The 21,535-nt window shown below is 41.5% G+C and carries 23 protein-coding genes; 10 read left to right on the forward strand and 13 right to left on the reverse strand.

The features are described from left to right. Positions 1-2: 2 nt before the first annotated feature. Positions 3-182, reverse strand: a complete 180-nt coding sequence (locus F9Y84_RS15710; RefSeq protein WP_128732058.1) for a hypothetical protein — start codon at positions 180-182, stop codon at positions 3-5. 158 nt (positions 183-340) lie between these two features. Here F9Y84_RS15710 and F9Y84_RS15715 point away from each other — a divergent pair, with 158 nt between their 5' ends. Together F9Y84_RS15715 and F9Y84_RS15720 are read left to right on the forward strand one after the other, a co-directional pair. After that, the gene (locus F9Y84_RS15715; protein WP_147389139.1) at positions 341-1,393 is read left to right on the forward strand and encodes an NAD(P)H-dependent flavin oxidoreductase; all 1,053 of its coding nucleotides are present in this window, start codon (positions 341-343) and stop codon (positions 1,391-1,393) included. A gap of 133 nt (positions 1,394-1,526) precedes the next feature. Further along, entirely contained in the window at positions 1,527-2,543 is a 1,017-nt protein-coding gene (locus F9Y84_RS15720) for a UDP-N-acetylglucosamine 2-epimerase (protein WP_147389140.1), read from the forward strand. A 178-nt stretch (positions 2,544-2,721) separates the two neighbouring features. Here the strand turns inward: F9Y84_RS15720 and F9Y84_RS15725 are convergent, their stop codons facing one another. Next, entirely contained in the window at positions 2,722-2,880 is a 159-nt protein-coding gene (locus F9Y84_RS15725; RefSeq protein WP_167508223.1) for a hypothetical protein, read from the reverse strand. 270 nt (positions 2,881-3,150) lie between these two features. Beyond that, the gene (locus F9Y84_RS15730; RefSeq protein WP_167508224.1) at positions 3,151-3,318 is read right to left on the reverse strand and encodes a hypothetical protein; all 168 of its coding nucleotides are present in this window, start codon (positions 3,316-3,318) and stop codon (positions 3,151-3,153) included. A 326-nt stretch (positions 3,319-3,644) separates the two neighbouring features. Between F9Y84_RS15730 and F9Y84_RS15735 the strand changes: the two genes are divergently transcribed. After that, positions 3,645-6,194 carry an Ig-like domain-containing protein gene (locus F9Y84_RS15735; RefSeq protein WP_147389141.1) on the forward strand — a complete coding sequence of 850 codons (2,550 nt, stop codon included), beginning with the start codon at positions 3,645-3,647 and terminating at the stop codon, positions 6,192-6,194. A gap of 336 nt (positions 6,195-6,530) precedes the next feature. Here F9Y84_RS15735 and F9Y84_RS15740 read toward each other — a convergent pair whose 3' ends face one another. Further along, positions 6,531-7,436, reverse strand: coding sequence for a LysR family transcriptional regulator (locus tag F9Y84_RS15740; RefSeq protein WP_147389142.1), 906 nt, complete (start codon positions 7,434-7,436; stop codon positions 6,531-6,533). A gap of 91 nt (positions 7,437-7,527) precedes the next feature. Here F9Y84_RS15740 and F9Y84_RS15745 point away from each other — a divergent pair, with 91 nt between their 5' ends. Further along, positions 7,528-8,298 carry an NAD(P)H-dependent oxidoreductase gene (locus F9Y84_RS15745; protein ID WP_128732602.1) on the forward strand — a complete coding sequence of 257 codons (771 nt, stop codon included), beginning with the start codon at positions 7,528-7,530 and terminating at the stop codon, positions 8,296-8,298. Between the two features lie 58 nt (positions 8,299-8,356). Further along, entirely contained in the window at positions 8,357-9,295 is a 939-nt protein-coding gene (locus F9Y84_RS15750; protein ID WP_225740761.1) for a hypothetical protein, read from the forward strand. 7 nt (positions 9,296-9,302) lie between these two features. Here F9Y84_RS15750 and F9Y84_RS15755 read toward each other — a convergent pair whose 3' ends face one another. Beyond that, positions 9,303-10,409: a helix-turn-helix domain-containing protein gene (locus F9Y84_RS15755; RefSeq protein ID WP_244297222.1), complete on the reverse strand. Its 1,107-nt coding sequence runs from the start codon at positions 10,407-10,409 to the stop codon at positions 9,303-9,305. A gap of 176 nt (positions 10,410-10,585) precedes the next feature. Between F9Y84_RS15755 and F9Y84_RS15760 the strand changes: the two genes are divergently transcribed. The 3 genes from F9Y84_RS15760 to F9Y84_RS15770 all read left to right on the forward strand — a co-directional run bounded on the left by F9Y84_RS15760 (position 10,586) and on the right by F9Y84_RS15770 (position 13,316). Then, complete coding sequence (locus tag F9Y84_RS15760) at positions 10,586-11,419, forward strand: DUF2306 domain-containing protein (protein ID WP_147389145.1); 834 nt, start codon at positions 10,586-10,588, stop codon at positions 11,417-11,419. 30 nt (positions 11,420-11,449) lie between these two features. Continuing rightward, positions 11,450-12,019: a hypothetical protein gene (locus tag F9Y84_RS15765; RefSeq protein WP_147389146.1), complete on the forward strand. Its 570-nt coding sequence runs from the start codon at positions 11,450-11,452 to the stop codon at positions 12,017-12,019. Positions 12,020-12,140: 121 nt separating this feature from the next. Then, positions 12,141-13,316 (forward strand): alpha/beta hydrolase-fold protein, encoded by a 1,176-nt coding sequence (locus tag F9Y84_RS15770; protein WP_147389147.1) that lies wholly within the window; start codon positions 12,141-12,143, stop codon positions 13,314-13,316. Here F9Y84_RS15770 and F9Y84_RS15775 read toward each other — a convergent pair. Then, positions 13,308-14,174 (reverse strand): alpha/beta hydrolase, encoded by an 867-nt coding sequence (locus tag F9Y84_RS15775; RefSeq protein WP_128732596.1) that lies wholly within the window; start codon positions 14,172-14,174, stop codon positions 13,308-13,310. The genes F9Y84_RS15770 and F9Y84_RS15775 overlap by 9 nt on opposite strands. Positions 14,175-14,460: 286 nt before the next feature. On the opposite strand from F9Y84_RS15775, the gene F9Y84_RS15780 reads away from it, so the two are divergent. Beyond that, positions 14,461-14,700: a hypothetical protein gene (locus tag F9Y84_RS15780; RefSeq protein WP_147389148.1), complete on the forward strand. Its 240-nt coding sequence runs from the start codon at positions 14,461-14,463 to the stop codon at positions 14,698-14,700. 312 nt (positions 14,701-15,012) lie between these two features. On the opposite strand, the gene F9Y84_RS15785 is transcribed toward F9Y84_RS15780, so the two are convergent. From F9Y84_RS15785 to F9Y84_RS15805, 5 genes are all read right to left on the reverse strand, one after another. Next, positions 15,013-15,924, reverse strand: coding sequence for an endonuclease/exonuclease/phosphatase family protein (locus F9Y84_RS15785; protein ID WP_147391310.1), 912 nt, complete (start codon positions 15,922-15,924; stop codon positions 15,013-15,015). A gap of 12 nt (positions 15,925-15,936) precedes the next feature. Continuing rightward, entirely contained in the window at positions 15,937-16,569 is a 633-nt protein-coding gene (locus tag F9Y84_RS15790; protein WP_147391311.1) for a DUF1826 domain-containing protein, read from the reverse strand. Positions 16,570-16,594: 25 nt separating this feature from the next. Continuing rightward, positions 16,595-16,978: a MerC domain-containing protein gene (locus tag F9Y84_RS15795; protein WP_147391312.1), complete on the reverse strand. Its 384-nt coding sequence runs from the start codon at positions 16,976-16,978 to the stop codon at positions 16,595-16,597. Positions 16,979-17,138: 160 nt separating this feature from the next. Beyond that, positions 17,139-17,660, reverse strand: coding sequence for a P-loop nucleotide/nucleoside kinase family protein (locus F9Y84_RS15800; protein ID WP_147391313.1), 522 nt, complete (start codon positions 17,658-17,660; stop codon positions 17,139-17,141). A gap of 437 nt (positions 17,661-18,097) precedes the next feature. Then, on the reverse strand, positions 18,098-18,466 hold the full coding sequence (locus F9Y84_RS15805; RefSeq protein ID WP_147391314.1) for a hypothetical protein: 369 nt from the start codon (positions 18,464-18,466) through the stop codon (positions 18,098-18,100). Positions 18,467-18,651: 185 nt separating this feature from the next. On the opposite strand from F9Y84_RS15805, the gene blaDIM reads away from it, so the two are divergent. After that, positions 18,652-19,377, forward strand: coding sequence for a DIM/SIM/IMP family subclass B1 metallo-beta-lactamase (gene blaDIM, locus F9Y84_RS15810; RefSeq protein ID WP_128732286.1), 726 nt, complete (start codon positions 18,652-18,654; stop codon positions 19,375-19,377). Between the two features lie 63 nt (positions 19,378-19,440). Here blaDIM and F9Y84_RS15815 read toward each other — a convergent pair whose 3' ends face one another. Then, entirely contained in the window at positions 19,441-20,289 is an 849-nt protein-coding gene (locus tag F9Y84_RS15815) for a DUF3859 domain-containing protein (protein ID WP_147391315.1), read from the reverse strand. Between the two features lie 413 nt (positions 20,290-20,702). Beyond that, positions 20,703-21,185, reverse strand: a complete 483-nt coding sequence (locus F9Y84_RS15820; RefSeq protein WP_128732284.1) for a YbaK/EbsC family protein — start codon at positions 21,183-21,185, stop codon at positions 20,703-20,705. Positions 21,186-21,535 lie beyond the last annotated feature (350 nt).

The raw sequence follows: 21,535 nt of genomic DNA on the forward strand, positions 1-21,535 counted from the left end.
CATTACTCAACCAGCAGCATATATATAAACTTGATGACCAAGGTTACCATCAATAGCGGAAATACATATTTGCTGTATTTCTGCATTTTATCCAGCCCCATACGTTGCTGATGCTTCTCTAATAAAGGCACTAAAATCACTAAGGCTACGATTAAACACACTAATAGTACTATAACGTTCATCATCCCTCCGAGCCAAAAATTAACCATAAAAACGCAAAGTATTCAGGCAATATAACAGTATTACTCCTCAAAGTTTCAACAAGAGAGTATCTGCATGTTCACTTTACAGCAAATTCCAGCTATGCTCACCAACACATCAGACCAGTAGAATAAGAAAAATGAAAACCGCTATTACCGAATTATTTGCCATTGAAAAACCTATTATATTACCTGGAATGAGCTGGATTTCAGTACCCGAATTAGTTGCGGCAGTAAGTAATGCTGGTGGCTTAGGCATTCTGGCGACGGGCCCTCTCAGTCAAGACGAAACGCGTCAAGCTATCAAGAAAATACGCACACTCACCGATAAACCATTTGGTATTGGTGTTACCTTAATGATGCCCGGAGCAAAAGAAAACGCAAAAATCGCGCTCGAAGAACAAGTGCCTGTTATTAACTTTTCTCTCGGTAAAGGAGACTGGATAGTGCAAGCTGCTAAGCAGTATGGAGGGAAAGTTATTGCCACTGTGGTAACCCAAAAGCATGCTCTTGCGGCGCAAAAATCTGGGGTGGATGCCTTGCTTGTGACGGGACACGAAGCAGCAGCACATGGTGGTGCTGTGACTTCTCTGTGTCTTGTACCAAGTATCGTCGATATTGTTGACATTCCTGTTATCGCTGCTGGTGGATTTGCTGATGGCAGAGGCTTAGTCGCTGCACTGGCTTTGGGTGCAAGTGGTGTAGCAATGGGCTCCCGCTTCGCAACATCCAAAGAAAGTCCGTTACACCAACATGTTAAAAATACAGTTGTGGAAAAAGATGTAGAGCAAACAATTTACTCAAAAAACTTTGATGGATTGTACGCTCGAGTAATGAAAACGCCCATGGCCGAAAAGGCAACGCGTCGCCCTATGCACTTTCTCGTCGCAGTAATGAAGTCATTTAAAGCAGCAAAAATGGTCGACATGCCACTTTGGAAACTACTCTTAGGTTTACTGTCTCAGTTCGACAAAATCAAATTGCTTTCGCTGTTTGGCGCGGCCACAGAAAAGCTTGAAGCAGCAACAATCCATGGTGACTTAGAGCACGGTGTGCAATTCATTGGTCAATCTCAAGGGCTAATACGAGAGATTGAGTCAGTACAGGTACTCATGGATAAAATTATGCTAGAAGCAGCTCAAGTAGGGTTAGAAACACACCAGCGTTTTACAAGGACACCCGAGGTAAAGTAAGACCAAAGTCGAGCGTGAATATAACGTGATTTCAAGTACGGTGGCTCTGTCAAAACTTTGTAATAAAGTGATAAAAACGGTATCATCAGCGGTGAAACTGCATTAATCAATTGATCTTTTAAAGTGACTTCCGATGCCTAAACACTACCTTTTTTATGTTGAACAGCCATATAGCTTTGCTATCTTGAGACCACTACAAGATGCGATCCGAGCAAATGGTGCAATCGTGAAGTGGTTTTTAAAAGGCCAAGAAGTGGCATCAAGTTCACTGCGAGATGATGAGCTTGAGCTCACTACTGTAGAAGCTGTAAAAGCGTTTAATCCAAGGGCGGTGTTTGTACCAGGCAACGTTGTACCAGACTTTTTCCCAGGGGCAAAAGTACAAGTCTTCCATGGTTTGGAGTACAAAAAGAAAGGGCATTTTGGGATCCGGGGCTTTTTTGATTTATATTGCACCCATGGTCCACTAACGACCAAACCGTTTGAAGCATTAGCGAAAAAACATGGCTACTTTTCTGTCATCGAAACCGGCTGGCCAAAACTTGACCCGTATTTTGATTACACCAAGTGTCATAACGAAAAGCCAGTATTACTTTACGCGCCAACATTCTCCCCAAATTTGAGCTCGTTAGAGGCACTATACGAACAGGTTAAGCAGCTTGCCAAATCTGGTGACTACAAAATCCAACTCAAGTTTCACCCAAAAACAAAAACGCAATGGCAAGAGTTATATGCCCAACTTGAAGCCATTGATGATTTTGAAATTGCGGGTGATGATAACTTGATCCCACTTATCCAACAGGCAGATGTCGTAATTTCAGATACCTCAAGTGCGGTTGATGAATCTTTGTTAATAGGCAAACCTGTGATCACCTTTAACAATCATCAACCTCAAGACGCACTGATCAATATCACTGATCCACAGCAACTACCCGCTGCGGTAAAGCAAGCACTAACCCTATCAGACACGCAAAAGGCGCGGATCGAACAATATATCTTACAAGTTCATCCTTATCGTGACGGGCAAAGTGCTAATCGTGTGCTTGCAGCTACAGAAGCGGTTATTGATACAGGCTTAAAACGCAAACCCTTGAATTTGATTAGACGTTATAAAATACGTAAATCCTTAAATTATATGAAAATGAGTTAATCAAAGCGCTGAATAAGGAATCGGCTGGATATTGAGAGATATTCAAGCCACTTGGCGGCTAAAACTGGCTGCTAGAAAGATATTAGTTATCTACAACTCAGGTTAATGAGGTATTCACCTTTATTTTTACCATCAAAAAAAGCTCACAGAGTGAGCTTTTTGTTATAAAAGCGAGCTATTAGCACTCACATTGCCAATATCTATTGCCTGTTTCAGACATTGGTGGGCGACAACGAAAACCACTCACACCACCTGCAACATTAGGGGTTTGCTGTTGTGGTAAATCCTGCTGTTTGTCTAATTGTTTTAACGCTGTTTTTTTAAATTTAAGTTTCATTTTCTTGTCCTTGATTTGTTATTTAAATTAATTGTGTTAGTGATTAAAAGATCTAATACCAATCATCTTAATTAAATGACCTATTTTGAGGCGAGGGGATCTTGTCGATAACACCGCTTCCGCATCCTGCTCACGCCGAGGTACCTAGGTCCTGTAGGCAAGGCAAAAATTTTGCTATTTAGTTGTGCCAAATAGGATATTTTTACCGCAGTTAACGTCAGGTTTCTCCCCTCAGATTGAGCACGTGTTAAAACTAATTGGTATTACTCACTAACAACGACAATGGGCAAAATCACCCGTTAATGTTTCTGTTAAACGGCACGGGATCCTCGTATTTGGTTCAGCTCCCCCACCTACATTAGGGGTTTGCTGCAAGGGCAATACTTGCTGCTTCTCGTTAAGCTGCTTCAGCGATGATTTTTTTAATTTTAACTGCATAATCATTTCCTTGAAATAAGAGTTTAGTGTTTTGATTTTGTCATCAACTCTAACTTGTCACACAATCGATAAACATTCAACAAAAAAACAACAACAACAAAGAAAAAATCATAAAAATTACAAAATCACCGATAGATATGCTTTAAACCTGAATGGACGATACGGCAAAAAATAACTAAAACATTGTTTTAAAAAGGTATAAAGCATTGTGGTGATATCGCTACATTTAGCTCAGCACCTCTCACCCACCATGTTGATTAACTATTTTTTTACCTATATGCTGTTACCGTTTTGCTTATAAAACATACAACATGTAAGGATTTAATATGAAACCAACTTCTATTCTTCAATTAATATGGACGAGTAGTTTGTTGACCATTGCAGGCCAAGCTGCTGCATATGATTGCAGTACGTTAGCTAATTGGTCACAACAGCAGGTCTACAAAAAAGGCGCACTTATTCAAACTCAAAACCAAGCATTTGAGGCCAAGTGGTATAGTCAAAACGAAGACCCGACGACATACTCAGGCCCCTATGATGTTTGGAAAAATCTCGGTATATGTAGCTCAGGTCAAGATCATCCACCAAGCATTACACTCACAAGCCCTAATGATGGCGCTGTGCTGGGTGAAAATGACAGCGCTGTTTTATCGGCAGATGCAAGTGATATCGATGGTGATTTATCTTATGTGGAATTTTTGGTCGATGGACAGAGTATTGCATTTGATAATACCCCGCCTTTTCAAGCAACATGGCGCGCAGCACTGGGTGAACATAGTTTGAGTGCGATTGCGACAGACGCTCAAGGGCACTCCACAACTTCTCGTTCAGCAACCATTTCTGTCAAGGCCAACGGTACAAACCTGCCTCCGGCGGTATCGGTAAACACCCCAACTAATGGCCAACAATTTTATCAAAACGACATAGTAAATATTGATGTTGCGGCTGAAGACACCGATGGCAGTATTACAGAAGTTATCATCAGTGCGAATAGCCAAACGATTTCAACCTTAACAGCTCCCCCATTCCAAGTTCAGTGGCAAGCGTTGCCGCTTGGTATTACTCAGCTCAATGTTAAAGTTAGGGATAACCAAGGACTTATCAGCGAAGCAAGTGTAGCAATTGAAGTGCTAAGCAAAACCGCAGGTGGTTGCCAAGGATTAAGATCCTATCGTGCTGGACAAAGTTATCGTGCTGGTGAGCTTGTCGCACACAATAATCACAAATACCGCTGTGATGTTTCAGGCTGGTGTAGTTCTAATGCGCTGTGGGCTTATGAACCTGGTACAGGCCAACATTGGCGTGATGCTTGGAGTGATTTAGGACTCTGCGCTATCGCACCGAACGTCACATTTACGACTCCCGACAATAATAGCACGGTGCTAATTAACACTCCGACAACTATATCCATCAATGCACAAGACCCCGATGGCAGCATCATTAATTTATCACTTTATGCTGACAACAGTCTGCTTTCGAGTGTGAGCCAACCCAGCTTAAACTATGAGTTTACACCTACAGCGGCCACGCCTGTGCTTCTAACAGCAAAAGCGATGGACAATGAAAACAACCAAAGTGAAGAAACCATTACTATTAATGTCACTGATCAGCCTATTGCAGTTGATCTATTGGCTCCCACTAGCGGTAGCCAGCTTACGCTTGGTAACTCAACCCAGTTAATTGCTCAAGCTACTGCTTTTGTAGGACAAGTAACACAAGTTCAATTTTATGCTGATGGTGTATTGCTCAATACTGACACCTCTGCGCCTTTTAAATATAATTATTCCCCCACGTCCATAGGCGCAAAAACCCTTCATGTAACAGCCACTAATGACAGCAACGAGCAGGTATCAAGCAGCGGTGTTACGCTTAAGGTTATTGATAAACCGATTGGGAAAAAACACAAGCTCATTGGTTACTGGCACAACTTTGTCAATCCAGCAGGCTGCCCCATTCCCCTTGATCAGATGTCACAGGCTTGGGATGTCATTGATATCGCTTTTGCAGAAAATGACAGAAGCTCAAATGGTACGGTACATTTTAAACCATTTGAAAAGGATATTCGCTCTAACTGCCCTCCTATCGATCCGGCTAAATTTAAAACAGATATGCAAGCACTACAGGCCCAAGGCAAAATTTTTGTATTAAGCCTAGGTGGAGCTGAAGGAACGATTACACTAAACACCGACGCGGATGAGGCGGCATTTGTGCGTAGCTTAACCGACATCATTCAGGAATGGGGATTTGATGGTTTGGATATTGATTTAGAAAGTGGCTCTAACCTCGTGCATGGGTCTCAGATCCAAGCAAGACTACCACGCGCAATCAAACAAATTGAACAAAATATTGGTGGCAACATGGTGCTAACCATGGCTCCGGAGCACCCTTATGTTCACGGCGGGATGATTGCCTACTCAGGTATTTGGGGAGCGTATATTCCTCTTATCAATGAGTTACGAGATACCTTAGATTTACTCCATGTCCAGCTTTACAATAATGGTGGATTACCTAACCCCTACGAGCCTGGCAGTGCGCCTGAAGGCTCGGTCAATATGATGGTGGCACATGCCAAAATGTTAATCGAGGGCTTTGACCTTGCTGATGGTAGCCGCTTTGCGCCGTTACGGGACGACCAAGTTGCAATAGGACTGCCTTCAGGACCACAATCCGCCAATTCAGGACAAGCACCTATCGGGAACATAATCAGTGCCCTAGATTGCTTAACCAAAGGAGTAGACTGCGGAACGATTCAACCGAGCAGAGCCTATCCAAACTTCGGTGGTGTCATGACGTGGTCAATCAACTGGGATAAATATGATGGCTACAACTTTTCTCGCCCGATTGGCGATAAATTAACGCAGATGGAGCAGCAATAACCGACATCAAAGCGATATAACGTCTACTATGAGAGCCTAAGCAATGAGTATCACTTTTTTGTTTAGGCTTTTTTAGTTCGGTATGCATTCTCCTGAGCTTTGGGTATTTAGCCTAAACTATATGTGGATAGTTTGGTAAAAATGGTACGCTGTAATGGATTTCACTCCTACCCCCTCCGCTCGATTAAAGACTCTGCTAACACGGTCAATTATTTTGGTCTCTTACTCCGCATCAAGCTTGGCTGGCACTGCAAGTTGTTGTTGAAGAAGACAGATATTACGATAACGATGGTGAGCTCCACAATAATGGGCAAAACGCGAAGCAAGGCTAACTAATTAAAAAACCTCAGCCATAGTCTGACTTATAAACGCTCGCAGCCAACGAAGTGCTGGATATTGGTGCTGCACTTCGTGCCATACCATTGCGACATCAAAAGTACAGTCTGGTATGGGATTGTCAACGATCGTAAAATCAGCTCCGAGCTTTGATGCCTGACGAGCTGGGATGAGCGCAACTAAGTCTGTATTTTTTACCAGTTCTGGAACCAATAAAAACGAGGGGACTGACGTCATTACCTGTCTCGATTTACCATATTGCTGCAAGATTGAGTCAACGAATGTAGAGGTGCTACTCCCTTCAAAAGAGACCACAATGTGTTCAAGCTTCACATAATCTGCAATTGTTATTTTTGGCTTTAGCTGCGGATGGTGCTTCCTGCCAATCAACACGTACTTCTCTTGATATAAGATTTTAAATCTTAACCAATCAGGCCCGCATTCCGGCGACATTAATGCCAAGTCAAGTTCTGAGTTTTGCAGCTGGACTGCAAGCGTTGCTATTTTCAAATGGCAAAGCACGACCTTGATATTAGGTGCCGCAACTTTTAAACGCTGTATCACCTTTGCCATCACCATCAGCTGTATATAGTCTGTACATGCCACTTTAAAAGTTAAATTGGCCGTTTCAGGGGTAAAATCTTGATGCTCTACTAACACATTACTCACTAGATTCATCGCGGTGCGAAGTTCCGGCAGCAAAGCAATCGCTTTGGCAGTTGGTAGCATGCCTTTATGAATAGGGACTAATAACTGATCATCAAATAATCCTCGTAGCCGACTTAACTGAGTACTTACTGCTGGTTGGCTGAGGTTCAGCCTATCTGCCGCTTTGGTCACATTGCACTCTTCCAGTAGCACCACCAAAGTCTGAAGCAGATTTAAGTCCATCTTTTTACTATCCATTTAATTTATACCTTGAGTAAATATATTCAATTTTATTTATAGCAAGATTACAGAGATAGTAACAACTCCTATTCGTTACAGAGTACTTATCATGACTAAATCCGCACTAGTGATATCGGCACATCCAGAGCCGACTTCCTTAACTCAGACACTCGCCAAGACAAGCGTCGAAACCTTAACGCGTATGGGCTTGCAAGTTCAAACTTCAAATCTATACCAAATGGACTGGAAGGCAGTAATTGATGCAACCGACTTCCCGCAAGATGACTCACAAGCACCACTTGCGATTATTGCAGCGTCTGGCAAAGCATATTACTCAAACACCCTAACCGAAGACGTTATTCAAGAGCAGCAAAAATTGTTGGCTGCCGACTTGGTTATTTTTCACTTTCCGCTTTGGTGGTACAGCGTGCCCGCCATACTCAAAGGCTGGTTCGATAGAGTCTATGCCTATGGCTTTGCTTACGGCTATCAAAACAAAGGAAACCAATTGCGCTACGGCGAGGGAATTTTACAGGGAAAACGAGCATTAATTTGTGTAACTACAGGTGGTGGCTATGAGGATTACTCTCCTTTAGGGATAAACGGCACAATGGACGAATTACTATTCCCAATAACGCACGGGACTTTGTTTTTCCCAGGTATGGACGTTCTACAAAACCATGTTATTTTCGACGCCAAAGGCGAGCCTAATCAACGTATAGCTGATGAAGTTACCAGTTGGTCAAAGCGCTTAACACACGTATTTCGTGAAAAGCCAATCCCTTACCGAAAACAAAATAGTGGCGATTATATCAACGGCCAAATGCTAAAATCCGAAGTCGCGATGGGAAAGTCGGGTATTGCTGCACATATTGCTTAATCGAGGTGTTATCAGCTATGTTTATAGGATGTAGCTGATAATCAATGAGTATTGTAATTTGCAAAACATCTGGATTGCCTTTTTTGGCGTTGTGCTGCTCACAGCTTGTACCCGAGTCAATAGCTGCGAGCTTGCAGTACTTGATGGTAATGTCGTGCTCAATTCCTCAAAGGTGCAGCCTAAATGTCGTTTTAAACAAGATCAAACCGGCCAGTTGTCTGCTGCGGCTAAGTTCACCTCTGCGCTAACTCATCAAACGCCAAACGTTAAAATAAATCGGCTATCACAGAATCAAGCTCTGCAATCATGCAACATCGACGCTACACAAGATAGTTTGACGTGTACATTTAATGGCAAAAGCGACCATTTCAAACTAACTAACACCGTTAAGCAGGGGAAAATCGCATCAACAAGCTGGCAGGATGATGACTATGTTTACCTTGGCTGGATGACTAAGTCTGAGGTATTAATGGGCTATATTGCGTTTGGCACACTTAACAAACGCAGCGCGCCCTTTTTCATTCCCGCCTCCCAGTTTTGCCAGTATGGTCTAAGCTCGCATATTATTGACCTTGGTAAAAGCGACTCACTATGCCAAAACCACGAAGGGCTTTGGTCTCACAGCCGTTTGCTCCCCCTACCCCAGCCCTGCAAACAACCACAGCAAATGATCCAAGATAAAGGTGGAATTTGGGCACTGGAGTTTATCGAAAGTAGCTATCAATGGCGGATCTGTAGATACAACGATAACGCAGGTAGCCTGTTAGCCGCATACGAGTACAGTATAGATTTAAAGGCAACGCTGGCTCGGTATGGCTTACAGCCCAGTGATTACACCCAACTTACTTTTTTAACCAATGGCGATACTAACGCCATTGCGAATGCGGTAGAAATAGATAACGTTTTTCCGGTCAGTGATATTACACCAAATCTTGACCCGCAGACGATAGAATTGCCTATTCAGCAACTACAATACAAACTGACCAAGCTAGATTAATTGCCACTTACTCTTGTGCTTCACGTAGCACTTGCATGTGGTTAGTTTGTTTTCTAAATTGATTTGGCGTGGTACCCGTGGTGATTTTAAATGCTCTAGTAAATGGTCCAACCGACGCAAAACCACTTTCCAGTCCAACAACAAGTACCGGCCAATGTTGTTTAGTGGGGTCTTGTAACAACACCTTAGCATGCTCAACTCTTAACTCATTGACCAATTGATTGAAATTTCGCGCCTGTAAGTTTTGTCGTATCACTCGGCTTATCTTATATTCCGGTTGATTAAATTGCTGAGCTAAATCAGCAACCTTTAACCCTTCTTTGAGGTATCCTTTTTGCGTAATAAGAAAGTGTTCGACCTGCTGCTGAAGTTCACTATCACCCTCGGCTTGCGTTGACTCACTTGATCTAGCGTACCTTACGGATGTTATTGTACGTTGAGATGAAAATCGCCAATACAGTAACACTTGCGCTGTCAATATGATGAGGATAGCTGCGCTTGTCACTGCCCATTCTTGAACCTCACGATTATCGGCAAAGCGATTTTCGGCCAATTTGGTGCCTGCGACACAAATAAAATAAGCGCATAAAAACAGCACCCTTTGTGCTTTTTCTGGCCCTTGAGACTGGGAGAATCCTCGACACCCTTCCCAAAATGCCAACATGAGCACACTAGATGACAACAATAGGGTAAGCTCATACGCCGCACTGTTAAGCCACTCCACGAATCCGCCAGCATTCATGTGTAACTGGCTGTCGATAAACAAATAGCCTTGTCGCCACACAACCAAAGCAGCAATGGCAGCTGCAAACACAATATGTCTCTGTAAAATGGCATTTTTTTCTCTAAATAATGCCCGAGCAAGCAACCAGAACCCATTACAGGTCACACAAGCACCAATGCCAATTAAATACTGATAACCATTTAAGGAATCTTGAGTTAGTTTTTTGGTCGTAGCCAGTGCTATTGAACCGCACACTAAAGCAAAGAGTAAATGTGCTGCTTTTTTTTCTTTTACAAAGAGCTGAGCAACAACCAAAGTACAACATAGGCTAAGCAGAAGTAGATAGTAATTTTCAATTGTCATGGTGATTGAAAGAATATTGATAGACACAGAAACTCTAACAGTCACACCAAAAGCATTCAAATTAACTTTGTAAGTAAACTTAACACCACCATTTTCAAAGTTTGGCCAACTTTCTTTGCTTTGATTTTCAAAATCAAAGCGACGAGATCGAAAAACCTTGTCATTTTATATATCAAATTTATTGATTTATAAGGATAAGTATTTTGTCTTCCCTCAACTTGACCAATTCAACAGGAGTTTCCTTAAATCCCTTTAGCGTATTGAATGGTGCTGCAAAGAGCTGGGTATGTGTTGCATTACTCGGGCAATGGATGTTTGCTGTTTACATCTTAAGCCTATATGCCATCCCGCTCATCACAGGGCTCACAGAGCAAAGTGCAGCTGCTTCTCCTGCGAGTGGACACACAAAAGATGCCAAGGTATTTTTTAGCCATGTTTTACCCGCTGTGATTTTGGCCACCAGCGGCTTATTACAGCTTATTCCTACGGTACGAAAACACTTTCCACGCTTTCACCGCTACAACGGAAGAGTATTTTTTATTCTCGGTATTTCGGGCGCACTCACCGGGTTATACCTCACTTGGGTAACCGGCCTTAGGCTAAGCGATGTTGGTGCCATTGGTATCACACTCAACGGTATATTAATTCCCATTGCGATATTTTTTGCTTGGCGTACAGCCATACAAAAAAATATCGCTACACATCAACGCTATGCCGTACATAGTTTTTTCTTGGTTAATGGGGTGTGGACGTTTCGCCTTTATTTGTTTGGTTGGTACATGGTCAACCAAGGCTTCAATGGCAATACCGCAACCTTAGATGGCCCCGTCGATATATTTATTTCGTTTGCCTGCTATCTGCTACCAATGACACTCGCAGAACTCTACTTTTGGGCAAAACGCCAAACCAAAGCTAGCGCACCGGTGTGGATAATCGCGGTGATGATGAGCTTAGGTTTTGTGATCACCGCGATAGGCGTTTGCGCGGCCGCTGTCATGATGTGGTGGCCACGCATTTCAGCGGTCTTTTTTAGTTAAATTACAGTTTAATTAGTTAGGAGTAGAAACATGCTTTTAGTCAAAGCGAACAAAATCAACAAAGGCCTAATTACATCGGCAATCTTACTCGTGATATCAACGCTGATGTGGCAACATTTAAATGGCGGAATAGTGAGTCACTACTTACTTCACAGAGCAGATCTTCCAGCAGTATCTAACGCATGGGGAATTATCATAATTCCCGTATTAGCTTGGCTTACTGCACTGCGGCTTCATAAAGCAAGTGGAACAGAGAGCATTAAAAAAACAGCCCCCGTAGTTATTCCTACTGAGTTTTTGGTCGCATTCTTTGTGATGTTAATCTTTAGCTTGTTGCAATCAGCCCTTTGGGAGTTCGGTTACCAAAGCCTCACCATGTATACAGCCTTAGGACTATTGATAGCTGGGTTATTTTATCCAATCTACCGCGCAGAATGCATATTGGGACACGTAGTCGGTGCTAGTTTTACCTTTGGTTATGTTATTCCACTAATTGGCATTTTAGTGATGGCAATCGTTTCAGTGTTTTCTCTTTTTTGCTTAAAACCTATCTTTTCTAAACTACTAGAGAGGACGCAAGCACCAATAAGAATGGAGTAATAGTGACCTTGGAAAGCTCAAGACAAAACAAATAACCCCTAAGCGCCGCTATATAACTCGTTCCTTGTCGTTTTGACTCGTGTTAAATTAGCGATGATTGTTAAGAAAGGAACGAGCGGTTATGCAAACTAAGTTAGTTACTCACATTGTTATCGTGGCTATTTTTACATTGCTGTCAATTGGTAGCGCTGTTGCTAATAACTCAGCAGATCCGAACTCGACACTGCAGCTTTCGTCCGCTTATTTTTCGCAAAAAAGAACGGTTCATATCGTCCTGCCACCAAGCTATGAGCAAGGCAATACAAGCTATCCAGTGTTATATCTAACTGATGGTCAGAGCAATCTTGAACATACCGCTTCAGCGGCTCGCTTCTTGGCACAACAACATAAAATACCGGAACTTATCATTGTTGCGGTCGAAACCAACGAACACCGCACTCGAGATCTGACCCCATCTTATCGCAAAGGCAGCCTTGCGGTACTGGGACATTTTGCAGGTTCAACACGGCAGCAAAATCCGGGCGGTGCAGAAATGCTACTGCAATTTATCGACAAAGAACTCATCCCTTATGTAGACAAGCATTATCGAACATCAGGCTATCGCGCGTTAGCAGGACACTCATTTGGCGGGCTGTTTGCAACCTATGCGCTACTTGAGAAACCCGATTTATTTAATGGTGTGATGTTGGCAAGTCCAAGCCTCTGGTGGGATAAAGAGCGATTATTAAATGACTTACTGGCAAAAGCGTTAATCAACAAGTGTATCTACATCAGCATGGCAGACGAAAGTGAAATCATAACGCAGCCTTTTCAACGTCTTAATGATGCTTGGCGAAAGCCAAATGGAATTGACTTCAAAGCGCAGCACTTTAGCGGCGAAACCCATATGAGCGTCGTCTACCCGAGCTACTATCATGGTTTGCAGCACCTCTTTAACCATTATCAGCCATCCTTGAAAGTAGCGGCTGCCAGTGTCACTCAGCTGGAAAAGCATGTCGCCATCGCTAAGTCACTATATGGACTCAAGGCTTACCCCTACGACGCACTGACTTCGCTAGGGTATACCGCCCTATTCGAACGTAACTTCACAGCGGCCATCAACCTATTTAGCTTTGTGAGCCAGCACAACTCAGAATCCCTCAATGCACTGCGACAATTGGCAATGGCTTATCAGCAAAAAGGAGATAAGCCATCGCTACTAAAGACCTACCAAGCCATGCTTAAGCTTGAAGGGCTAAGTGAACGCGAACAAAAGCATTTGTTCTATGAAATCAAAGCATTGCAACACTTACATTAACTGATTTTTTCTAAAGTGATGATATTCACTTAACGCAAGTGGCACTGAAACCACAGGGTTTTGTGAGTGCCCTGCGCCCTCGCTAATGCTGTGCCCCCATCGCACATTAGCAGGCGCATGCTGTTCAAGTGCATCTAATAAGCCGTGAAATGAACCCGTAATGATGTCATTCTCAGCACCGCCAATGGAGAGGTAAATATACTTAGGTTTGCTTTGAATATTGGCTAGGCTTTTTGCAAATTCTCTTACGACAACGGAGTCGTCGTACCACGCCGCAGGACTAAAAGCAAAGTAGCCATCAAAAAGCGTAGGTTTAGTCACCATGGTATAAAGTACAAAACTTCCACCGGCAGAGAATCCGCTTAAGATACGATTGTCATTAATTGAGTAGTTCTTTTCCAGATAAGGTAAAAGTTCGGTTTCAATGAACCGCAAAAACCTATCTGCACGACCAAAAATGGCAGGATCATTGTCACTCTCTGGACGGGCCTCAATCGCAACATCTTGTCGAGCATAAGGCGGCACTAAGTCGCGGTTGCGGGTCTGCGTCCAAAATTGATTGGGAATAGACACTAAAATGGCATCTTCTACCTTACCTTGTTCGGCAAGGCTGCTTAATACCTCATCCCAACGGGCGAGATTAAAGTTGCCGTCGGTGCGAATAATGAGTGGATAACTATGTGCCTTGTCATATCCTTTTGGGAGGCGAATAAAGACCTTGCGATCTTCATTAAGCACTTCTGAAGACAACACTACATCAACATAATCTGAAGTGTAATAAGACTGATACTGGGTAAACGTCCAACCAGCGGCGGCGATGACAATTAAACCTAAGAGGGAAAATAGATATCGTTTCATAAAACTTCCTGTCATTATTTTTATTATTATGGGTAATGTTACTCAAAGCCTGACTTATCCTACATTATACTGTCAAGAAACAACATAGCCTGTGGTTTTGATAATGAAGAAGACCAAGTTAACGCAAAAGATAGGCCATATGCTAATTCAAACTAGGCGTTCTACCCAAATCCAGCTCACGTGGAGAAGCGCAAAGAGCTCTTTGCAGAAGGAGTGACACTAGACTTGGAGCTTATTTGCTTTCCCTGAGTGGAAAGCGACGCTAAGTCCTAGCTATGAGAATGATATGTTCAGATTTGGCGCTTCTACCCGCTATGTTGGCATGCAAAAACGTAAAGAAAATTATGACGCATCTTTCGCTATACCATTTAAGACGCTGACTATGATTTATACCGACTTAACGGCGTCTTATTTCTACAGTGACACTCTGCGTTTTAACCTTGGTGCGAATAACGTTCTTGATAAGAAACTACTTGGGAACCGACAGTGGCTTGTTCGATACGATAGGTCGAACCTATTTTGCTAACCTAAACTGGACGTTCTAATGCACTAGCATAGCTTGTGAAAAGTACGCTATCTACAGTAAATTGGCGCGCACAGATAATAATGTGCTCGCCTTTTTATACCAATTTGCTTAATTAAGTGGTCTATTTTGAGGCGAGAAAATCTTGTCGATAACTCCGCTACCGCGTCCTGCTATCGCCAAGGTACCTACATCCGTGTAGGCAAGGCAAAAATTTTGCTATTTAGTTGTTCTAAATGAGAAATTTTTAACGCTGTTAGCGTCAGGTTTACTCCTTCAAATTGAGCAAGTATTAAGTCAAATTGGTATTATGTTTTATTGCACACGCATCGACACTGAAATAGCACAGTGATCACTTAGCATTTTGTCCTCTTGCATATCAGCAAAAAAATGCACGTTCGGTTCAATAGCAACTGAGCTTGCCAGCGCCTTGCTCACTAGAATATGGTCAATAGGCACAGGGTAACGCGGATGACAGCCCTGTAGAGGTTTTGTCACATTGACCAGCGGAACTTGTTCTAGAGTTTGGTTATCAATCAGTTTTCGCCAAAAGACGTTACCGTCCTGACTCAAGCGGTGGTTAAAATCCCCCAGCACTACATACTGCTCGTCAGCATGCGCTTGGATCCATGATTTCAGCACTGGTAGTTGCTGAGCCAATAACTGACACGCTGGCCTATCAGAGTCTTGATAATCGGAGACAAAACAGCCGCTTTTGAGATGGACATTGAGTACTGATACTTCACCAGTTTGAGTCTGTAAAGTGACTTCTAGTCCATGCCTTAAACCTTCAACTCCCATCGCTAACGGCCCAAAGCTCTCTACATTGCTAAGTGCTATTTCTTTTTTTATTGCAAAAGCGGTTTTTTGTTGCGTCGATGTGTAACTACTTCCTCTACAGTCATACGTACGGCTATTTTCTCTCGCCGATAATACCAGCTGCCACTTTTGTACAGGAAAAATTTGCTCCAAAGCAGCTACCGAGTCTACTTCTTGGAGCGCAATAACGTCAGCATCTAAACCATCAGCATATTGGCGTAGCGCCAATATTTCGTCCTGACTTCTTGGTCTACACCCTGAACTTGCAGGGTAAGCTAAATGTTCAATATTCCACGACGCTATTTTGAGCGGTGCAACTGAAGTCGACCCCTCTTCTGTTGAGCTGCACCCAGCAATCGTTATCGAAGCGCTAAACGCGAGCAGTAATGCTTTTAGTGTTGTTGTCATAATTAACCTAGTTTATGCAATAAAATCTAACGTTAGCAGTAGTCTTTTCTGATGATTTGCCGTTTTAGGAGAGCGGTGTACTAGACCATTGCCTTCATTTCCAGCCCACCGTTCCCCCTTTAAAAGCGCCACATCACCACATTCTAAAGACCTGACTGTTACATTAGAGTCAATGATCAGCCTGTCATTCTCTCTTTTAACTAAGTTATTATCAAGCCATTCGCTGCCAAGTCCAGCCAAAGTCGTGACCAACCTTACTGGTACTTTATCGACATGGAATTTAGGACACATCGCAGAATGTAAAGTTTTAAGTCGTAACCCCACTACAGTTAAGTCAAATAGACAACTAAACATGTCAACTATGCCGGTAATATAAACTAGAATCTCATCATCTATACGTAATCGACTGAGCGCATCTTTCATCTCAACAGCAATATTGTTAGCGGCAATTTGCGCTACTATATCTATGTCAGGCGCCGTTTCTAAAAAGTCATTTATCTGTTTTTGTAATTGGCTTGATAGCGACTGCTGCCATACCGCAAGATTGCACTCTGGCTGATAAATTTTGGTTAGCACGTTGGCTTGATCAGCACTTTGGTAATGGCTTAGTTGGGTAGATCTATCTTGTGCTACACAATTACTCATATTTGTTTCCCGATATAATGTATTTTTAGTCAATAAACTGGCGCAGCGAATAATTTTTGAAATGGCTATAAACTAAGGCTAAGGAGCCTATTACGGTCAAAAACACTTCAAGTGCTTCATTGACTCTATCCTCCCCGATTAGCCAAGGTGTGAGCAGCAAGGCTATACCTAAGACACCGACCAAAAATACTTTTGTAGATTTATGGCGCATGCAGCCAAGTGTAAGAATAGGTAGACTGATAGGTACAATTGCCAGTAATAACCATTGATGAAACGACTCATCAAACAGTACCGCGACACTTGCCATAACAGGTAGGGCGATGAGCAATAATGGGAAAATTAAGCAATGAAAAATACACAGTATTGATAACCCAATTGCTATTTTATCTCCCAGAATTTGTCGTTTCATTCGCTTACTCCCACCGCCGCTTTGATACAATATAACATACCAAAATAAAAATGGGAGTAGTACCACTTTATTCAGCTATTGGTTTATCTTGAGCTATCGGGATCTTGTTGATAGTACGAGCGAAAGTAATTTGGGAATACACAGCTATTCGGTGTTGAGTCTATAAAGAGCCATCCTTTTTTTCATTGTGAGCCACAATTAATCGATTCAGTTCTTGCTTACTTTGCTCTGGTGTTTTACCTGAGGTATCTAGCACGATACAAGCTGATTGCCATTGCTGGTATTTTCTTGACGTTACGCTTTCCCATGACGGCAATATAAGATTAGGAATATCTGACAGCCTTTTCTCTACACGCTCACGATGTATTTTTTGGTCAGAGCAAATCACTTCGATTTCGATATACGATGACTCTGCTGTGCGCGCAACATTCAACCATGCTTCCCGAGATGCGGCTACCGGATTGGTTGAATCAGCAATTACTGGAATACCATTTTTCAGATTTTCAAGTGCAAGGGCATAAGCAACTTTATAACCTTCATCGTAAAGATCACTAACACCACTATTTTTTAATGTTTGCTCTATTGTATCAACTCGTATGTGGACTGCACCGAACATTGATGAAAGAAATCTAGCAAGTTCAGTTTTACCAGTCGCAGGGAGACCTCCAAAAATATACAACATAATATTTCATTTAACCTAAATTAAAAAATAAAAGAGAAACCTTAATTAAGATTACACAGGCATTATTTCTTGCCCGAAATCAATTAATAATTAGTGCATCAAAGACTCAACACTTAAGCCTTTAGATCTCGGTTATATTGAAGCATTTAATGCTTGGTGGTGCAAAAAGAAATGCACTTAGCTTGTCTAACACTCCGTTATTTTCAATGAAACTAAGATATGCTTGATGGGACCCCTTGGATAGCCATATTTCATAGCAAAAAGCGCTTAGGGAGCACCAAAATACTGGACTGAGCGTGCTTGAAGATCGTTTTCGTTTTTATCATGGAGTTTGGTTTTTTCGGTTACATGACAAGCATAAATTAAACATTACTTAACACTGCCAATGAGCTAAGCACAACAACTAAGTCGTGGGTTTATTAAATTGTTTGCTGTGCTTACTCAGGATTATCAACTACTTCAACTGTTTGTGACTCTCGTATCACCCTCTTAATTAACGACTCTACTTCACTTCTAAAGTCAAATATATCACTTGAAGCCAATATATCGCCTCGGTAAAGTTTGTCACTCTTACTTAATTTAAAAAAGAAGCCTTCCTCCTCGTCCATTTTAATCACATGAAAGTTTATTTCATCACCAGCAAACTCTCTAATGTTATCAACTCTTGCTGCCAAATCTTCTTTTTTAGAAACAAAGCTAGTCAGCAATTCATCCTTGCCCAATTTCAACGATATATTATATCCATCACCGTATACTGGCTTTGATATTTCATAACGTGACTTAATCTCTTTTTTATCCAGCACCATGCTTTTACAGCTCCTATTTTTTAAAATAAAATTTAAAGCGATTTTTTAACGAAATATCTTTGTAACACGTCTACATCACATTAGCTTGTAATACCTGATTGTATTAAGTTTAATACCACTCAGGTTAAGCTTTGGTTCAATTTGTAATGAGGATAATGTTTTTCACATAAAAATAGGTCATGACTATGTATTACTTAATAATTATAACAATTTTATATAGCAGTTACACTGCTGCCAACGAAATAATACCTGAGCTAGAAATTGAACCGGTGACTCCGGGAGTATTTATTCATAAATCATATAGTCAGATTGCCGGCTGGGGTTTGGTAAGCGCAAACGGCTTAATTGTTGTTGAAGATAAGAAGGCATTTATTATCGATACCCCATGGTCTTCTCGAGATACGGAAAAGTTAGTTGATTGGATACACTCGCAGAAGTTTACTTTATTAGGGAGTATATCTACCCATTCTCATGATGACAGAGCCGCTGGTATTAAATGGCTCAATGAACATGGAGTCTCAACCTATGCAACAGACCTTACCAATAACTTGCTAGAAAAAGCAGGCAAGACCCAAGCTACGCACTCTATCAAGAAGAATAAATTTGTGTTAGCTGACGGCTTATTAGAAGTTTTTTATCCTGGTGGCGGGCATACAATTGATAACATCGTGGTTTGGCTACCAAAATCAAAATTGCTATTTGGAGGATGTTTTGTGCGTAGCCTTCAATCGCAGAGCTTAGGCTATACTGGAGAAGCTCAAATTGAGCAATGGCCGCATTCTGTTGCTGCTGTACTATCAAGATACCCTAATGTAGAGATCGTCGTTCCTGGTCACGGTGCGATTGGTAGTATTGAATTGCTCAAACACACAAAAAAATTGGCAAATAAAGCCACAAAAAGTGGGGGTTAGCTTGCATGACGAGGCAGGTGTTCCTGCCTCATACAAACTGATAGCGTATGAATCAAGTCGAGGTTAATTCAACCGATTTACTTCAATACAGCTATCCATATCTTTTAAATCACAACCTTTATGATAAAACGCATCGCGCTTTTCAGGGGTCGTTGCCATTTTTGCTGCTTGACGGCAACCTGAAATATCACCAAGTTCACAGCTTTTTGCATAATATAATGCCGCGCCTTTTTTATCTCGTATACGCTCTAGACCGCGCCATGCAAAGTTATAACATGCTTGTGCATCATTGTTCGTACAACATGCTGTATTTGCTTGCTGCAAAGCACGTGGAAACTTATCAATTTCGACTTGGCAAACTTGAGTCACTTTTTTCGGCATCTTTGGTGGTACACGCACAAAAAAGTTCTTGGTCGCGATTTCTTTCTGTTGATAAGCAACAGATATAGTCCACTTACCGTTAACAAGCTCATTCGCGTTTTCAAACTTCCACATCGCAAAATTATCACGGCCAAAATATAATGTATCTTCCCAAGAGGAGGTTGTTTCTGGTTTTCCATTGATCATGATCTCTGGATGCACAACCGTTACAGTAACTGGTACTTTAGTCGCAACATAGCCCGTACTGTTTGGATTGTCTGTCGTGCTATTGATTAGTTGATTCACTTGATAGCTAAAGCCAAAAAAGTTTCCTAGCTCAGCAGGTACGGCAAAGCCTTTTTTAAACTCATACCCCACAAGTTGGTTGTTTTGAAAAAGAGGCTGTGCATGACCTGATTTTTTAATCTCAGCACTGCCAAGCTCTATCGTATTTTTAACTACTTCTGTGCTTTCAGTGTTAGAAGCAGTTTTACAACCAGAAATAAAAATCGGTAATGTCGCTAAAAGGAGGGAAATGATGGTCTTTTTCATAATTTAATCCTTAAAAAAAGTGGCGCATTTTAAAAGAATTAAAAAGACATTGTCAAGTTAACATTATATATACAGGCTGTTTTAAATTAATATCATTTGTTAATCTAACTATGCTTCTATTGGTATTATTTTTAATAATCATAATTCTTAAGCCTCGAATTTTTTAATTACTTCAAGTGACAAGTGATACTTCATCATTTTAAAAGTGCTTAGCAGCTATAGTTTTAAATATTTTCGACTAACCATAGAAAGCAGCTTTCCCAACGTTTTGTCACTGTAATAGACCAAATGCAAGCAATTGAAAGCAAACGGTCATCAACAAGCCATACCATTATTGGGTCAGCACACATAAATACCTATAAAAGGTAATTGCATTAATGAACAATATATAATCTTTTAGCTACTTGTAATATTTATTTTGCTAAATCTATCCATTGACCCTGAGTAAGCTCACTTAACTTCTGTGGATTTAGTTTAAACACTGAGTTAGGAGTTCCCGCCGCAGCCCAAATCTCAGAGTACTGATTCAAGTCTTCGTCTAATATTGTATGAACTGATGAATTATGAGCGACTGGTGGCACGCCACCTATTGCATAACCAACTTTTTCACGTACAAAATTAGCATCAGCTTTGGTAAGCGTAATACCTGTTGCTTTTCTAACTTTGTCAGCGCATACCATGTTAGAACCAGAAGCAACAACGAGTACCGCTTCACCGGTTTCTCCATGTTTGAATATTAGTGACTTTGCGATTTGAGCAACTGTACACCCAATAGATGCTGCGGCATCTGAAGCTGTACGAGTTGAGCTAGGCATTTCCTGAACTACAAAGTCTTGACCATTTTTGGATAAAAACTCTTGCACTTTCATTGATGAAGGTTTCAATTCCTTTGACATATATTCTGTAACCTCATTAATTAAACTATAAATATAACGCCTTATTAACTATCAAAATACCTAAATAAACCGCTATGCTCTGGTATAATACTGACTAACAATTACACGACATTGTTACAAAGTAAACTGATAAATAGAAGCAAGAGAAATTTTCATCTTAATTATTTTATTTAGACATCGGCTACCTTGATAGGCTAAATACTACTAGCGCTAACTTCATAAGCTCCCCAGGGCGGGATCGCACTTTTAGCTAATTTATGATCAAATAGCGCCAATCCCATTGCTAGGCGCAACCAATGAACCTGATTGAACACCTTACAGTTGTAGAAGAAACTCGCTCTGATATTAAC

Origin of the sequence: Pseudoalteromonas peptidolytica (genome assembly GCF_012641745.1) — a bacterium.
Classification (GTDB): Bacteria; Pseudomonadota; Gammaproteobacteria; order Enterobacterales; family Alteromonadaceae; genus Pseudoalteromonas; species Pseudoalteromonas peptidolytica.

Bases quoted from the DNA above. Each gene is read 5' to 3' on its own strand.
- F9Y84_RS15710 (WP_128732058.1), bottom strand. From the start codon at position 182: ATGAACGTTATAGTACTATTAGTGTGTTTAATCGTAGCCTTAGTGATT.
- F9Y84_RS15715 (WP_147389139.1), top strand. From the start codon at position 341: ATGAAAACCGCTATTACCGAATTATTTGCCATTGAAAAACCTATTATA.
- F9Y84_RS15720 (WP_147389140.1), top strand. From the start codon at position 1,527: ATGCCTAAACACTACCTTTTTTATGTTGAACAGCCATATAGCTTTGCT.
- F9Y84_RS15725 (WP_167508223.1), bottom strand. From the start codon at position 2,880: ATGAAACTTAAATTTAAAAAAACAGCGTTAAAACAATTAGACAAACAG.
- F9Y84_RS15730 (WP_167508224.1), bottom strand. From the start codon at position 3,318: ATGCAGTTAAAATTAAAAAAATCATCGCTGAAGCAGCTTAACGAGAAG.
- F9Y84_RS15735 (WP_147389141.1), top strand. From the start codon at position 3,645: ATGAAACCAACTTCTATTCTTCAATTAATATGGACGAGTAGTTTGTTG.
- F9Y84_RS15740 (WP_147389142.1), bottom strand. From the start codon at position 7,436: ATGGATAGTAAAAAGATGGACTTAAATCTGCTTCAGACTTTGGTGGTG.
- F9Y84_RS15745 (WP_128732602.1), top strand. From the start codon at position 7,528: ATGACTAAATCCGCACTAGTGATATCGGCACATCCAGAGCCGACTTCC.
- F9Y84_RS15765 (WP_147389146.1), top strand. From the start codon at position 11,450: ATGCTTTTAGTCAAAGCGAACAAAATCAACAAAGGCCTAATTACATCG.
- F9Y84_RS15770 (WP_147389147.1), top strand. From the start codon at position 12,141: ATGCAAACTAAGTTAGTTACTCACATTGTTATCGTGGCTATTTTTACA.
- F9Y84_RS15775 (WP_128732596.1), bottom strand. From the start codon at position 14,174: ATGAAACGATATCTATTTTCCCTCTTAGGTTTAATTGTCATCGCCGCC.
- F9Y84_RS15780 (WP_147389148.1), top strand. From the start codon at position 14,461: ATGTTCAGATTTGGCGCTTCTACCCGCTATGTTGGCATGCAAAAACGT.
- F9Y84_RS15785 (WP_147391310.1), bottom strand. From the start codon at position 15,924: ATGACAACAACACTAAAAGCATTACTGCTCGCGTTTAGCGCTTCGATA.
- F9Y84_RS15790 (WP_147391311.1), bottom strand. From the start codon at position 16,569: ATGAGTAATTGTGTAGCACAAGATAGATCTACCCAACTAAGCCATTAC.
- F9Y84_RS15795 (WP_147391312.1), bottom strand. From the start codon at position 16,978: ATGAAACGACAAATTCTGGGAGATAAAATAGCAATTGGGTTATCAATA.
- F9Y84_RS15800 (WP_147391313.1), bottom strand. From the start codon at position 17,660: ATGTTGTATATTTTTGGAGGTCTCCCTGCGACTGGTAAAACTGAACTT.
- F9Y84_RS15805 (WP_147391314.1), bottom strand. From the start codon at position 18,466: ATGGTGCTGGATAAAAAAGAGATTAAGTCACGTTATGAAATATCAAAG.
- blaDIM (WP_128732286.1), top strand. From the start codon at position 18,652: ATGTATTACTTAATAATTATAACAATTTTATATAGCAGTTACACTGCT.
- F9Y84_RS15815 (WP_147391315.1), bottom strand. From the start codon at position 20,289: ATGAAAAAGACCATCATTTCCCTCCTTTTAGCGACATTACCGATTTTT.
- F9Y84_RS15820 (WP_128732284.1), bottom strand. From the start codon at position 21,185: ATGTCAAAGGAATTGAAACCTTCATCAATGAAAGTGCAAGAGTTTTTA.